Raw genomic sequence first — 14878 nt, 5'->3', positions numbered from 1 at the left:
GTTGCGGGAGCCGGATTTGAACCGACGACCTTCGGGTTATGAGCCCGACGAGCTACCAGACTGCTCCATCCCGCGCCAATAGATATCAAACTTTAAATTTAATATCGCTGTTAGCTGTTTTACAACATGCTAAACAATGGCCGCTATTATAAGGATGTACGGGATGATTAGCAACTATAATACGCAATTAGTTTATAAAATTTCCAATTCGTCAAGATGCTAATTTAATGTATATATAAGTAACATAAGTAATCAATCAATTTTATAAAATGCTGTCTCTAAATTATTAAATATTACAGCTTATTATTTTTGAGTGAAAATCAAACAAACTAAATTTGAGCTACCTTAGTACCTTCTAGATGCTTACAATTTACTAGAAAATAAATTGATATAACTAAAACCCATACTTTAACACTAAAAAAACGTGCAGAATTTTATCTGCCCGCTATAATCAATTTTATGCCACTTAATAATAATAGTTATTACTCACTGCAGCGAGATAAAAATGAACCAACAACAATCAGCATTGTTAAATAACTTAACAATTATTAAGCCAAATTTTCATGCATTCACGGCTCGATTTCACAGTAAATTGGCTGAATCTAGCATTGAAATGAATTACCCAACAGCCTTACAATTTAACGAAAAGAGTTTTACCCTTTTTTGTGTGTTAGAACGAATTGTTAAACATTTAGATAAGCCAGCATCGGTAGCTCCTTTTTTAGCACATCATTTAATGTACCTAAAAAAAAGCAGTGTTTCGCAAAGTGACATTGCACCATTATCTGATGCGTTTTACGAAACCCTTAAAGAGCACCTTGGTAAACACTTTACTCCTGAGAGCCAGCTCGCTTGGAAAAAAGCCCTTAAATATTTTGAAAACTTTGCCAGCAATATTCTATTTAATGTATCTAATGTGGTTTCGTTACAACAAAAAATGCAGCAAAAGCAAAGTAATAAAATTTAAATATAAAATTTTAGGGGTGGCAATTTAACTTACTTAACCTCCCCATTAATTAAACTCATTTGCACACCATGATCCAACACGCCTTTATTGCCTTGATAATCGGTTAAGCCTTTTTGCTCTATTCACTCGTAGTTAAATAGTAAAACGATCCTTTAATTAAATACGTCCGTATAAAAAAATTTGGCTTTACTATGACCCATCACAAAACACTCAGACTAATACTAGGCGATCAGCTAAACCCATCTCATTCATGGTACAAGCAAAAAGACGACGACACGCTTTACCTCATCGCAGAACTAAAACAAGAAACTGACTACGTTAAACATCACATTCAAAAACTGTGTGCTTTTTTTAATGCTATGGAAAACTTTGCAACTGCATTAAACACGGCAGGTTTTAATGTTTTGCATTTAACACTTGATGATACCGATGACGACAAGGACTTGATTGAATTACTCAAGCGAGTTGCCGATAAATACCAATGCGACTCTATTGAATATCAATACCCTGACGAGTTTAGGCTAAAATCTCAATTAGCTAAGTTTAAAAGTGATAGCTCATTAAATGTAATTGCTACAGATACTGAACACTTTTTATTACCGTTCACCGATATAAAAACACGCTTTACAAAAAACAAGCATGTAACAATGGAGCACTTTTATCGTGCTATGCGTAAGCAATTTAATATATTAATTGATGATGCAAAGCCAACTGGTGGCAAATGGAATTTTGATAGTAATAATCGTAATAAATTTTCTAAAAAAGACTTAGCCGACATCCCAGAGCCTAAGTTATTCAATACTGATGTTAGCATCATTATTTCTCGTTTAAATAAACACAACGTCACTTATTTGGGTGAAATAAATGAACATTCACTGGAGTGGCCAACAACGCGTAAACAAGCGATTGAATCTCTTGAATACTTTTGTGAGCACTTACTTAGTCGCTTTGGTCACTTTCAAGATGCGATGACAGATCAAAGTAAAAACAATACCAGCCTGTACCATAGCCGTTTATCGTTTGCCCTAAACGCAAAAATACTCCACCCGTTATATGTAATCAAACGTGTAATAAGCGAATACGAACAAAGACCCAATGAAATATCCCTCTCGCAAGTAGAGGGCTTTACCAGGCAAATATTAGGCTGGAGAGAGTATGTACGTGCCATTTATTGGATTAACATGCCCGACTACGCAGTTAAAAATCAATTACAAGCCAAAAATAAACTGCCATCTTATTTTTGGAACAGCTCTACAAAAATGAATTGTCTAAGCCACTCACTCAAGCAAAGCCTTGAAACCGCTTATGCTCATCATATTCAGCGCCTAATGGTTATTGGGAACTTTTGCATGCTCACAGGAATAAACCCTGATGACGTAGACAACTGGTACTTAGGCGTTTATATAGATGCCATAGAATGGGTAGAAATGCCCAACACCCGAGGCATGAGTCAGTTTGCCGATGATGGAATAATTGCAACAAAGCCTTATGCTGCAAGCGGTAACTACATTAATAAAATGAGCGATTACTGCAAAAGCTGTCAGTACGATGTTAAACAAAAAGTAGGAGATAAAGCCTGCCCGCTAAATAGCTTGTATTGGCATTTCATGAATAGACACAGAGACAGGCTAGAGAAGAACCCACGTATTGGTATGGTATATAAAAACTGGGATAAACAAGATGAAACACTTCAAGAACAAACGCTGCAACAAGCAACCTACTACCTTAATAATTTAGAAGCGCTTTAAGTAAAAAAACCGCCTCAAATGAGGCGGCTAAATAATCAGGGGAATATGTACTTTAGAAGACTATTTACCTTCTATTAGATTGCTATTACCAATTTCTATTTTACGTGGTTTAAGTGCTTCAGGAATTTCACGCTGTAACTCTATGCTCAATAAGCCGTTAGCTAAATCGGCACCAAGTACTTTTACATGGTCTCCAAGCTGAAATTTACGTTCAAAGTTACGCTCTGCTATACCTTGATGAATAAACTTACGTTCATTATTTTCATCTTTATTAGCTTTAATACCTGCAACTTTTAATGTGTTGTTTTCTGACTCAATGGTTAATTCACTATCACTAAAACCGGCAACGGCCATAGTGATTCTGTATTTGTCTTTATCGAGTGCTTCTATATTGTAAGGAGGAAAACTCGGCTGCTTGTCTGTATTAGCTGCCGCATCCATAAGTGATGCTAAATGTTCGAAGCCGATAAATGAACGATAAAGTGGTGATAAGTCTACTGTACGCATAATAATATCCTCATATTTAAGCGATATTTTGCATGTGCTTTTCTATTGAACAAGCTCAAGCAAAGTTTAATTAATAATATAAATTTCAATTGTTTAAGTTTAATTTAGGACCCATCAGGCGTCCTACTTAACTATATATGGACGGTAAAATTGTTTTCAAGTAAATTTATTAAAAATAAATAAAAAAGGCACTGAAGAGTGCCTTTTTTGAAACCATTTAAAATGAATACTATTTAATAAATGTGCCCCTGATTGGATAGTCGTTTTCTCTTGAAAACTTAATCCCACCTAGCAGTTGCTCTAAATCAGGACGAACAAACGGGCTGTTTGATATATCTACCATTTGAAGCTGATTTTTTTCATTAAGCACATAAATTCCTGGTTCAGCAAATGGATGATCAGTTTCTGCACCACTGCGAGGCTCGCTAATATGTAGCCCTAAATCAGTCATTTGTTCGATTGTTAAACCATAGTAAATTGGGAAGTTAATATCTATTTTTTCAAGATGTTTATTAAGCTGCTCATGGCTATCACCACTTACTGCAACCACTTCAACTCCAGCCTCTTTAAAGTCTTTATGAACTTTAGCAAGCTCGTTGAGTTGCGCAGTACATTTAGGGCAGTGCTGGCCTCGATAAACAACAATCATTTTCCACGGAGAGTCACTTATTCTGTCAACTAAATCTACCTTTTTCTCATCAACATCACTCACTACTAGTGATGGCATAATATCCGCAGGTTTTAAACTAGTGTTACTCATTGCGATCTCCTTTTACTGTTTCAGATTAAAAATTAATTTTGCTCTTACACATAGAGTTTAGGGTAACTTTTATTAATTCAACCTAAAATTGCAATTAAAAATCTATTAAAGCTTTAAGACCATCCCTTTATTTTTCTATAAATGGTAGATGCACTTACCCCTAAATAAGCAGCAGCAAGAGGAATGTTGTCTTCGCAGCTTTTGATTGCGTTTTCAATAGCCCTTTTTTCAACTTGCCATAATGGTTCTATATCGTGAACCGACATAGGAGATAATTGAACACTCTGATCGTTTGTATTGTGAATTGACTTAGTTGAGCTTGAGTGTTTTACAGCGCCTAGACCAAATGAATTTGGTAGCATATCTCTTTCTATTACATCGCCATCATTAATAACGACTGTATTTTCAATTACATTTTGCAGTTCGCGTATATTTCCTGGCCAATCGTAATTACAAAAAAGCGCCTTAACTTCATCAGAAAAGCCAATAAAATGTTTAGCGTTGCTATCGCTTTTTTGTTTTAAAATATACTCAGCGAGCAGCAAAATATCGTTTCCGCGCTCCCTTAAAGGCGGGAGCTTTACGGGGATAACATTTAAACGATAATATAAATCTTCTCTAAAGCGCCCCTCTGCTACCTCTATTATTGGATTTCTGTTGGTTGCACATACCAAGCGAACATCGCTGTGTAATACCTCGCTGCTACCAACCTTGCTAAATATGCCGGTTTGTAAAAAGCGCAATAACTTAGCTTGTAAGTTAAGCTCCATTTCACATAGTTCATCTAGAAATAACGTACCGCCGTTGGCCACTTCAACAGCGCCCTTACGATCGCTTAACGCCCCACTAAACGCCCCTTTAACATGACCAAAAAATTCTGATTCAAATAATTCAGCAGGGATCGCAGCACAGTTTATAGCAATAAAAGGGCCTTGGCTGCGAGGGCTCGAATCATGAAGGGTTTGTGCGCATACTTCTTTACCGGTTCCACTTTCACCTGTAATAAATACGCATGCTTTACTTCTAGCTGCGCTATCTAGCAATCTAAAAACGGTTTTCATTGCGAGAGATTCACCAACAAAATCTTGGCTTTTTTCACTGCTTTGAACCAAAGGTTGTACTTTAGCTTGCTCTTTGGGTGTTAACGCACTTTCTACTGAGCTAATAAGTCGCTGACTTGTGAAGGGTTTTTCTAAAAAATCGAAGCCACCTAAACGCATAGCTTCCACTGCAATATCAATAGAACTATTTGAGGTGATCATGACTACATTAGCAGGATTTTTTTGTTTATTTACAAATTGTAAAACTTCAAGCCCACTTATATCAGGCAAGCATACATCTTGTACTATCACCGCAGGCATTTTTTCTTTAATACCGACCAAAGCAGAATATCCATCTGCGAAATGCTTACATTCAAAACCTACTTGCTCTAGCTGACTTGCGTACAAAGCACCACTTGCGATGCTATCTTCAACAATATAAACAAGGCCTTTACCCATTATATCTGACACGGCTTTCTCCTAGATAGCTATACTCTTACTCATTATTTGATATGCATCTCGGGTTTTATCCAAGTTATGCTTAATAACAAGCGCTGCGTGCAAATTTTCTTCTGTGGTTGGTGGTGGTGAATCGTGTAACTGTGTTGCCAATGCAGCTAAAGGAGCGGCTCCATATAAGGCAGCCGAGTTTTTCAAAACATGCATTATTTCTCTAATTTTTATAATATCTGCATTACTAATTGCCGTATCTAATTGGTTAGCCATAGTAACTAATTCATCGATAAATAAGTTTACTAATCGAGCTAAAACGCTTATTCCAACATCCTTTTCAAGTTGAATTAAAACATTTAGCTCCGTAATACTTTTATCGATAAACTGCTCTGATATAGGCATAGATAACCTTTGTGTAAGTTAAAGCTTCGTACACTAATAAAATGTAAGAATTGTAGTTTAAGAGTAATTTGTTTTTTGCATTTTGCAAATCAAAATGAATATAAACAATTACAGAGCCCAGGTATCAATACTTTTTGTTAATGTTTGCGGCTTATCGAGCAAGTACCCCTGAGCAATATCACAACCAAGTTGTTCTAATATTTGTAATTGCTCATTCTCTTCAATGCCTTCTGCTACAGTTTGTAAGCCCAATCGTTGAGCCATCGCAATAATTGCGCTACATAACGTAAAGTCTTCGTTATTAGTTGCAATACCACTTACAAAACTGCGATCAATTTTTAAACCATCGATATCAAATTGACGAAGTAGACCTAAAGACGCGTACCCAGTGCCAAAATCATCAATCCACACCTTTACGCCTTCTTTATGGAAGTTTTCAAACGCCTTAGCTATTTTATCAGGACTATGAATGAGCGCTGTTTCCGTTAATTCAACTTTAATAGCTTGTGGTGGTATTTGGTGCTTTTCTAGCAAAGCCATTACTTTTGAAAACACATCACCATCTAAAATTTGTACCGGTGAAATATTTAAAGAAACAGCAATATCTGTCATACCAAAATGTCGCATCTGTTTTAAATCAGACAAACATTGCTCAAAAATCCAGTCACCTAATTCTAAAATCATTCCCGATTGCTCTACATGAGGGATAAACTCATCAGGGCCTACAATACCAAAGCGGGGTGATTGGCACCTTACTAGCGATTCAAAGCCGACCAACTTTCCCGTTCCTAATGATACGAGCGGTTGATAAACCATTTTAAAATAATTATTTTGCATTGCATCCGACATGATTCTTTCTAACTCATGCCATCTTGCGAGATTGACTGGGCTTTCTGATTCTAGGTACTTAAATGCATTCATGTTTTGCTCCGATTTTCACTCTTAGTGACTTATGTAATCAAGAGCAAGTTACAGACCATTTAGAAAGTGAATAAAACAAAAATAAAAACAGCAAATTCAAAAGGTTAAGTTTAGTTATTTGAGTATTTAAATTTTTCCATTTTATTTGCATTTTGCAATTCAATTTGCAATGCACCTAAATTAATAAATAAGAGCTTACTCAAGCCCAAACAGCACAGAGAAACCAGTTAGTAATTGTTGGCTAAAAGTAAGGATTAGTAATTGAAGATGAGTATAAAGAAAGGCTTGATAAGACTAATTTGGTTACGCACAGCTTGAATTAAAAAGCGTACACGTAATTTTAAAGCTAGGGAGAAAAAGTTAAAACGGTGATAGGAAACATAAAAAAAACGCAGGCAACAATAAATAGTTACCTGCGCAAAAGTCTCTAGTTTGAAAGAGTGTCGTTATTTTCGTTTTTAGGGGCTGTTACATGTTGTGCATAGTTAGTATTTTGCGAGTCAAACGTATTACTCATCGACTGTGCATTTTCAACATCAGCTTGTGTAAAAGTAATCGGCTGTATGTCCGTTAACGGCTCTACAGAATCGCTACCGCGTAGAACTGTAATACCTATTACTAAGGTAGCTACAAGCAAAATAGACAAAACCATGATTTCAGGTGTAAGTACCCAATTATTACTTTTAGGTTGTTGTTTGGCTTTTGTATTTGTTTGCATATTGCACCTCTTAAAAATTTAACTAAATTGTCTTGATTTGATATTTAATATGTTGCGAAAGCCGTGCCAACTAAACAAAAACAAACGAAAGATAAAATAAACAACAAAATCAAAGTATTAATAAAATTAAAAATGTAATTTAGAATCCAAAAATAATTCGTAACGTTGTATTTTTATTTTGAATTGCAATTTGCGAATCAAATTGAAAAACTATAATAAAAACACTCATTAAATACTAAACAATAAATTTAACTTACTCCTAAAATACTAGGTTAATTTCTTCGTTTATCAAGTTTTATGCAACACAAACCCACTTTTTATATTGCCCTTCATTGCTCAGCTCAGCTTCTCCCACACTTGCGCTAAACGAGAGAGCTTTAAATGTTTAGATTCAATAACCTGCTCTGGGGCATATTTATCAAGCAATAAATAAAGTGTCTCACTTACAATTGGCTTAGCTAAGTAATCATTCATCCCCGCTTCTATAAATCGCTCTTTATCACCATGAATTGCATTTGCTGTGAGCGCTATTATAGGGGTGGCTATACCTAACTTTCTGATTGCTTTGGTTGCAGAGATCCCATCTAGTATTGGCATTTGGATATCCATAAAAATAATATCAATTTTATTGTTTTTAGCCTTCGTTATTGCCTCTTGCCCATCGCTAGCAATATATACCCGACAACCTTTTTGCTCTAAAAACTGTCTTATTACTATTTGATTATTAGTATTATCTTCAGCAACCAATACATTGGTCCCATTCAACTGAGTTAACCCTGAAGAGCTTTCTAAGGCTTTTTTTTGTTCACGATTAGTAAATATAATATCTAAATGAAATAACTGCTCTTCCAATAAACTAATTGCTCGCGGTACATGCGATACTTTAAAAGGGCCATTTAACCTAAGCTCTCTGTCGTTAAGATTTTGCGGTAATAAGCTTTCACCTAGTAAGTCTAAGATAAGTAAACATGGTGAATTAAGGGAGTTATATGTATTTATACACTCGCGTGTTTGGGCTAGCATTCGAGGATCAGTTAATACAATTGCATCAGGAAAACTATCATACTCAGGGATATCTGGACATATTTCATAGTGCTCAAAAGCGATAGAAAACCGAGTGAGTGTGTGCTCCAACGCGGTTTTTAAAATTTGATTATGTCCTACAATCCATACTCTTGGCTTTTTACTTCGTGCTGCAAGCCCCTCTCGCAATATTGAGTCGGTTGTGTCTATTTTTAACGGGTAATTAACGATAAACTCACTCCCTTTATTGAGCTCAGAGTTAACCGAAATATCTCCCCCTACTACATCACAAATTTGCTTACATATCGCAAGGCCTAAGCCACTACCACCATGTTTTCGGGTAATTGAATTATCTGATTGAATAAAAGGCATAAACATACTTTCTATTTTATTTTTTGCGATTCCCATTCCAGTGTCTTTTACTGATAAATGAAGATTTAAATTATTGGCTCTAATGTAAGTACATCTAACGGTCACCGTTATTACGCCTTGTTGAGTAAACTTAATCGCATTGGCTAATAAATTAATGGCTATTTGCCTTATACGTGCATGATCACCAATTACTTGAGCGGGGACATCAGGATAAAAATCAAAAACAACCTCAAGCCCTTTTTGCAAAGCACTTTGGGTAATAATATCTATTGCTTCTTCAATACACGTATCAATACTAAATGGCTGATTATCGAGTGTTATAGCTTGTGCTTCAAAACGCGAATACGTTAATACATCGTCCAATACACTCAGTAATGCATCAGAGCTTGTTTTAATCATTTGTGTGTAACGCATTTGCTCAGAAGTTAAACCGGTATGATGCAAAATATCTGCAGAGCCAATAACGGCATTTAATGGCGTGCGAATTTCATGGCTAATATTTGCCATAAATCGGCTTTTAGATTCAGCTAATGTTTCTGCCTGATGTTTAGCTTCAAGCAATATTTGCTCGCTTTCAATACGTTCTTGTATATCAACAAGTGTTGCGGCAATAGATAACAAATCGTTTTCGTAGCCATCCACAATGGGAGTAAGTGTCATTTCAACCCAATTATTTATGCCTTGTGCATTAATCAAACGTATATCAAAGCGACGTATATCGCGCTTACCTTGTTTATAATCAAGCAAAGTGCTACTAATTTTTTCGACATCTTCTTTTGCTATAAACTTAATTATAGGTAAGCCAAGACTCTCATCTACATTGCTGTGTAAGACGCGTTGCCATGCTTGATTTATAAATAATAAATTGCCAAATGTATCAAGGCGTAGAACAATATCAGGAATATTATCTACGACAGAGTGGTAGTTATATTCTATCTCTGCCATTGCTTGTTCAGCTTTAACTCGCTGCGTAATATTAGTTTCTATAGCGATAAAATGCTTTACTTTACCTTCATCATCTCGCACTGGATTTGCATCAATAGCAACCCAATAAACGTTACCATTCTTATCGTAATTTGTGGTTTCAACTTGAAAAGGAAGCCCATTTTTTACAGCGTGAGACATAACCTTACGACTTTTTTCACATGTTTTTGGCCCTTGTAGCAATTGACCTGGGCTAGTGCCTATAACCTCATCACAGGTGTAACCTGTAAGTACTTCAAAACTATTGTTAACCCACTCAATTACGCCAAATTTATCTGTAATTATTACTAAGTTATTTGTATGGCTCGCAACAAGCGATAAGCGTTTTACATATTTTTGTTGTTGTGTGAGCAAAAATTGAGAATCTTTATGACGTTGAATGTCATAGAACGAGCCTATAAAGCCGCTTTTTTCATCATAAACTAACCTTAACTCAAACCAGTTCATGAGCCCGATGCTGCTTTTAATTTGTATTTCTACACTGGGAGCCTGCTTCCCTTCTAGTAAACAACAGCTGTATGCGACAAAATGCATAATATCATCGCAATTCATTAACTTAGTAATATTGGAGCCAATTAATGAATCGGTTGAGTAACCTAACTTCTTCTCCCAAGCTTCATTAATATAAGTAAAATTCAAATGTTTATCACACTCAAAAATACACTCATCTAAAATAGCTAATAGCTTTGCTTGACGTCGATTACTATTGGAAAGTTTTTCAACTAGTGCATATTGGATTTGAACTTGTAGCTCATCATTATTATTCATGATCTCTCCAATACTTTATAAAAGTATTACTCTGACAAACTCGTGCATAAAGAAGGGAAACCTTTTCACGGTAGAATGCTTGTTCAAAAGGAGTGCGTCTCGGTGTGCAGTCACTTAAAATAGTGGCATTAGAACCAAGTGCAACAGCAGTGCGCACAGTTGAATCAATACAGATAGAAGACACAGTACCCGCTAAAATTATATTAATGGCCCCATGTTTTTTGATGTTTTCGGCTAAACCTATATGTGTAAAAGCATTTAAACTTCTTTTCCCAAATACCACCTCTATAATATTACTAAAAAGGTCTAGCTGCTTAATGGTTTGAGCACAGTACGAACCTGCTTTAAATGCCCCCACCGCAATGACTTTTAATATACCAATCGGATTTTTAAGCTCGCTATAGTTTTGCGTAAAGTGAATGGGTGTATTAATAACTAAAGCAAATTGCTCTGCGCAGAAGGTCAATAAATAGAGTGTATTTTCCCCCACGCCAGTAATTCTTGATGACTCTTCAACCTCGTCATACAAAATGCCTTTTGGCAAAAAGTAATTGTTTTGAAAACCAATTAAAATAGGTGCTGTCTTAGAGAAATCATCCATAACTCTCTCCTTATTAATCAATTTAAGAGGCTAACTGCCAAGGTTTAATAAATTTCTCAAGTACCGCTTTTGTCACTGGCTTCTGTAAATAGTGAGTAATTCCTTTATCAAACAACTCAGCTATTTGCTCATCGCCTGTTAACCCCGTTAAAATAACTTTAGGAGTATTGTTATTAGGTGTATTTTGCCTAACTAATTGCTGCGCCACATCGCTACCAAACATTCCTGGCATACGCTCATCTAAAAGTAGCAAGTCAAATGGTTCATTTTGAGCAAGTGTTAATGCACTGGCACCATTTTCTGCACACGTTACTAAGCAGCCCAGCATTTCAAGCATTACTTTTGTAGCAATTTGGCTCGGTAAGCTGTCGTCTGCTACTAATACCGATAAACGTGTTTGTGTGTGAAATGTTGTTAAAATAGTAATTAAGTCGGTATCAAAAAATGGCCAGCCTAATATTTTTTTAGATAGTTTATGAGCTTGGCTCAGCTCGTAAATGTCGTTGATAGAGCACAGCTTTATGTATGTATTTAAGCTGTCACTATTTAATTTATCAATTAATGCGTTACCACTAAGATGGCGTAAATCCTCTAGCTGTGCAGACTCTCTAAGCGTGCTATTAAATAATTTAAAATTTAAACCAAAACGATCGTGAGTATTAGCTGACATTTTTAAACAGCTTTTGAGTAACGCTTCGCAATCAGTTAAAACGTCTACATTTTGTCTAACATCAAGCGCTAAACTAACAGACTCTTTAGTTGCTAAGAGCCCGTGAAAATCCAACGTGTTTACTTGTTCAGAATCATCAATCTGATAGTGAATACTAACTCCCTGAATATTTGCTTCGAGCGTCAATAAAAAGCACTGCTTTACTGCTGCTAGCGCCGGAGTAAGAAACGCCTCGCATTGTGCAATCATTTGCTCTGGCGGAATTTGCAAACAGACGTAGTTACATTGCAACTTGTTGATTAAGGTAATAGAGAATTTTTGACTTTGGGTTTCACAATATTTACCTATTACCCCTTGGATAATTTCTAAAACGTGACTATTAGTATTCATAAAGCATTCTCGTTAACCCAATGTATAGCTCTACATCATCAAGTTATGTGCCATAAATTAATTCTTATAAACACACTTGCATTCATAGACTTAAGTATTAGACAAACAGGGCTCTGGTTTTTCATTCGCATTTTGCAAATCATATTGCTATGCATAATATGATTTATGCTTTTATTAGAATGGTGCAATCGATTTTTTTCTCTTTAAATAATTTTTCATTCATTTAAACTGATATTAATCAAATTGAGGAGAAAGCTATGTTAACCGTAATTTTTGGCCGTGAAGGTTGTCCATTTTGTGTTCGTGCGAAAGATGTTGCTGAGCAATTATCAAATGAACGTGATGACTTTAAATTTCGTTACATCGACATAATTAAAGAAGGCATTAGTAAAGCCGACCTTGAAAAGTCAGCGGGTAAGCCTTGCCCTACTGTTCCACAAATTTTTGTAGACCAAAATCACATTGGTGGATTTACAGAATTTGAAGCTTACGCAAAAGAAAACCTAGGCTTGTATAAATAAGCTTTGTATTAAATATGTTAACCAGTTTAATAAACCCTATATTGAGCTGGTTAAATTTCGACCAACATCAAATACATACAAATTAGTTTCAATTTATACAAGCATTTTCCTCGCGAATCCTATATAATGCGCGCCTCTTTAAATTCGTTGAGGCGTATTAATGTCAGAACCAGTCACGTTTGAATCTCTAAATCTTTCTCCTGCAATTTTGAAGGCAGTTGAAGAGTTGGGTTACAAGACACCATCTGAAATCCAAGCTCAATGTATACCGTTATTGCTAGAAAGAAAGGACGTACTGGGACTAGCTCAAACGGGTACAGGTAAAACCGCAGCATTTGCACTGCCATTACTAAATAATATTGACCCGTCTGTGAAACAGCCACAGATCCTTGTACTCACACCAACACGTGAGCTTGCGATCCAAGTTGCTGAGGCATTCGAACAATATGCTAAACATGTTCGTGGTATTGAAGTATTGGCACTATATGGTGGCCAAAGCTACAGTATCCAATTAAGCGCACTTCGTCGTGGCGCTCAGGTTATTGTTGCAACTCCAGGTCGTTTAATCGATCACATTAACCGTGGCACTATCAAGTTTGATGCTCTACAAGCACTTGTACTTGATGAAGCCGATGAAATGTTACGTATGGGCTTTATCGATGATGTAGAAAGCATCATGGAAAAAACACCGCGCGAAAAGCAAACATGTCTTTTCTCTGCGACTATGCCTAAGCAAATTCAAAACATCAGCAGCAAGTATATGAACAATCCTGAACAGGTTCATATTTCTGCGCGTAACTCTACAGTATCATCTGTTGAGCAAGTGTTTTGGAATGCAAGCGTACATAAAAATAAAGCTATTGTTCGCTTCTTAGAAGCTGAACAGTATGAAGGTGCTATTGTTTTCGTACGTACGCGTAACGATACAGTACAACTTGCTGAGTTATTAGAGCGCGAAGGTTTCTCTGCTGCTCCACTTAATGGTGATATGAACCAGCAAGCACGTGAACGCACTGTAGAACGCTTAAAAAGCGGCATGCTAAATGTTGTTATTGCAACAGACGTTGCTGCTCGTGGTCTAGATGTTGACCGCTTAAGCTTAGTTATCAACTACGATATACCACAAGATTCTGAAGCCTACGTTCACCGTATCGGCCGTACAGGTCGTGCTGGTCGTACTGGTAAAGCAATTTTATTCGTAAAACATAACGAACGTTATTTACTTAAAAATATCATTCGTCATACGAAGTCTGAAATTGCACAAGTTGAATTACCAACTGCAAAAATCGTTGAAGAAAAACGTATTGAAGCGTTACAAGCAAAATTAACTATTGCGCTTGAAAACAAAGATATTACATTCTTTAACGAGATAGCTACTAACATGGCTGAAAAACTTGAACTTCCTCTTGAAAGCTTAGCGGGTGCGTTACTGTGTTTAGCACAGCAACAGTCTCCAATTAAAGTTGAAGAAGTTAAGATTCAACCTCGTGAACGTAACGAGCGTAACGATCGCAACCCACGTAGTAACGACCGCAATGATCGCGGTGGTGACCGTGGACGTCGTAACGAACGTGGCGGCGAACGTGGTGGTGAACGCGCTGAGCGTAAACCTCGCGAACGTAACAGTCGTGATGCAGGCCCTATGGATACTTACCGTATCGAAGTAGGTCGTGAACACGGTGTTCAGGTTAAGAACATTGTTGGCGCTATCGCTAACGAAGCTGACATCTCAAGCAAGTTTATTGGTGATATTCGTTTACACGACAATCACAGTACGGTTCAATTACCGCAAAACATGCCTAAAGATGTACTTGATCATTTCCAAAAAGTGTTTATTTGTAAACGTCCTATGGGCTTAACAATTACACAAGATCAAGGCCCTGCTGAGCCACGTGCAGAACGCTCTGAGCGTCCAGCTGGTGACAAAAAGCGCACCTTTAGTAAAGATAAAGACGATAGCCAACGCGGTGATAAGCGTACTGGCCCTCGTAAAGAACGTCGCCCAGTAAGCTTCACAGCTAAATAAGCAACGA

The 14878-nt window shown here is 36.6% G+C and carries 13 protein-coding genes and 1 tRNA gene; 4 read left to right on the top strand and 10 right to left on the bottom strand.

Annotation, left to right across the window (positions count from 1 at the left end):
* Window position 1: 1 nt before the first annotated feature.
* Window positions 2-75 (bottom strand) — tRNA-Met (locus I6F54_RS15980).
* A 430-nt stretch (window positions 76-505) separates the two neighbouring features.
* Here I6F54_RS15980 and I6F54_RS15975 point away from each other — a divergent pair.
* Window positions 506-967: a globin domain-containing protein gene (locus I6F54_RS15975; protein ID WP_197119607.1), complete on the top strand. Its 462-nt coding sequence runs from the start codon at window positions 506-508 to the stop codon at window positions 965-967.
* Window positions 968-1158: 191 nt separating this feature from the next.
* Entirely contained in the window at window positions 1159-2715 is a 1557-nt protein-coding gene (locus I6F54_RS15970) for a cryptochrome/photolyase family protein (protein ID WP_197119608.1), read from the top strand.
* 60 nt (window positions 2716-2775) lie between these two features.
* Here the strand turns inward: I6F54_RS15970 and I6F54_RS15965 are convergent, their stop codons facing one another.
* From I6F54_RS15965 to I6F54_RS15925, 9 genes are all read right to left on the bottom strand, one after another.
* A complete protein-coding gene (locus I6F54_RS15965; protein ID WP_007585496.1) occupies window positions 2776-3222 on the bottom strand; it encodes an Hsp20 family protein in 447 nt (148 codons plus the stop codon).
* A 229-nt stretch (window positions 3223-3451) separates the two neighbouring features.
* Window positions 3452-3982: a peroxiredoxin-like family protein gene (locus I6F54_RS15960; RefSeq protein ID WP_007585494.1), complete on the bottom strand. Its 531-nt coding sequence runs from the start codon at window positions 3980-3982 to the stop codon at window positions 3452-3454.
* Between the two features lie 113 nt (window positions 3983-4095).
* Window positions 4096-5493 (bottom strand): sigma-54-dependent transcriptional regulator, encoded by a 1398-nt coding sequence (locus I6F54_RS15955; protein WP_197142251.1) that lies wholly within the window; start codon window positions 5491-5493, stop codon window positions 4096-4098.
* A 9-nt stretch (window positions 5494-5502) separates the two neighbouring features.
* The gene (locus tag I6F54_RS15950; RefSeq protein WP_024591627.1) at window positions 5503-5877 is read right to left on the bottom strand and encodes an Hpt domain-containing protein; all 375 of its coding nucleotides are present in this window, start codon (window positions 5875-5877) and stop codon (window positions 5503-5505) included.
* A gap of 108 nt (window positions 5878-5985) precedes the next feature.
* Window positions 5986-6798 (bottom strand): putative bifunctional diguanylate cyclase/phosphodiesterase, encoded by an 813-nt coding sequence (locus I6F54_RS15945; RefSeq protein WP_165729193.1) that lies wholly within the window; start codon window positions 6796-6798, stop codon window positions 5986-5988.
* A gap of 427 nt (window positions 6799-7225) precedes the next feature.
* Window positions 7226-7516: a hypothetical protein gene (locus I6F54_RS15940; protein ID WP_007585474.1), complete on the bottom strand. Its 291-nt coding sequence runs from the start codon at window positions 7514-7516 to the stop codon at window positions 7226-7228.
* A 336-nt stretch (window positions 7517-7852) separates the two neighbouring features.
* Window positions 7853-10663 carry a PAS domain-containing hybrid sensor histidine kinase/response regulator gene (locus I6F54_RS15935; RefSeq protein ID WP_197142249.1) on the bottom strand — a complete coding sequence of 937 codons (2811 nt, stop codon included), beginning with the start codon at window positions 10661-10663 and terminating at the stop codon, window positions 7853-7855.
* A complete protein-coding gene (locus tag I6F54_RS15930; protein ID WP_197120218.1) occupies window positions 10656-11264 on the bottom strand; it encodes a cysteine hydrolase family protein in 609 nt (202 codons plus the stop codon). The genes I6F54_RS15935 and I6F54_RS15930 overlap by 8 nt, the downstream gene beginning before the upstream one ends.
* Window positions 11265-11286: 22 nt before the next feature.
* A complete protein-coding gene (locus I6F54_RS15925; RefSeq protein WP_165729187.1) occupies window positions 11287-12324 on the bottom strand; it encodes a response regulator in 1038 nt (345 codons plus the stop codon).
* 257 nt (window positions 12325-12581) lie between these two features.
* Here I6F54_RS15925 and I6F54_RS15920 point away from each other — a divergent pair, with 257 nt between their 5' ends.
* Window positions 12582-12845, top strand: coding sequence for a GrxA family glutaredoxin (locus I6F54_RS15920; RefSeq protein WP_007585470.1), 264 nt, complete (start codon window positions 12582-12584; stop codon window positions 12843-12845).
* A gap of 160 nt (window positions 12846-13005) precedes the next feature.
* Complete coding sequence (locus I6F54_RS15915; RefSeq protein ID WP_007585469.1) at window positions 13006-14871, top strand: DEAD/DEAH box helicase; 1866 nt, start codon at window positions 13006-13008, stop codon at window positions 14869-14871.
* Window positions 14872-14878 lie beyond the last annotated feature (7 nt).

Origin of the sequence: Pseudoalteromonas sp. SWXJZ10B, from assembly GCF_015864475.1 — a bacterium.
GTDB classification, from domain to species: Bacteria; Pseudomonadota; Gammaproteobacteria; order Enterobacterales; family Alteromonadaceae; genus Pseudoalteromonas; species Pseudoalteromonas arctica.
The sequence above is the reverse complement of the archived record's forward strand: the minus strand, read 5'-3'. Positions and strand labels throughout refer to the sequence as shown.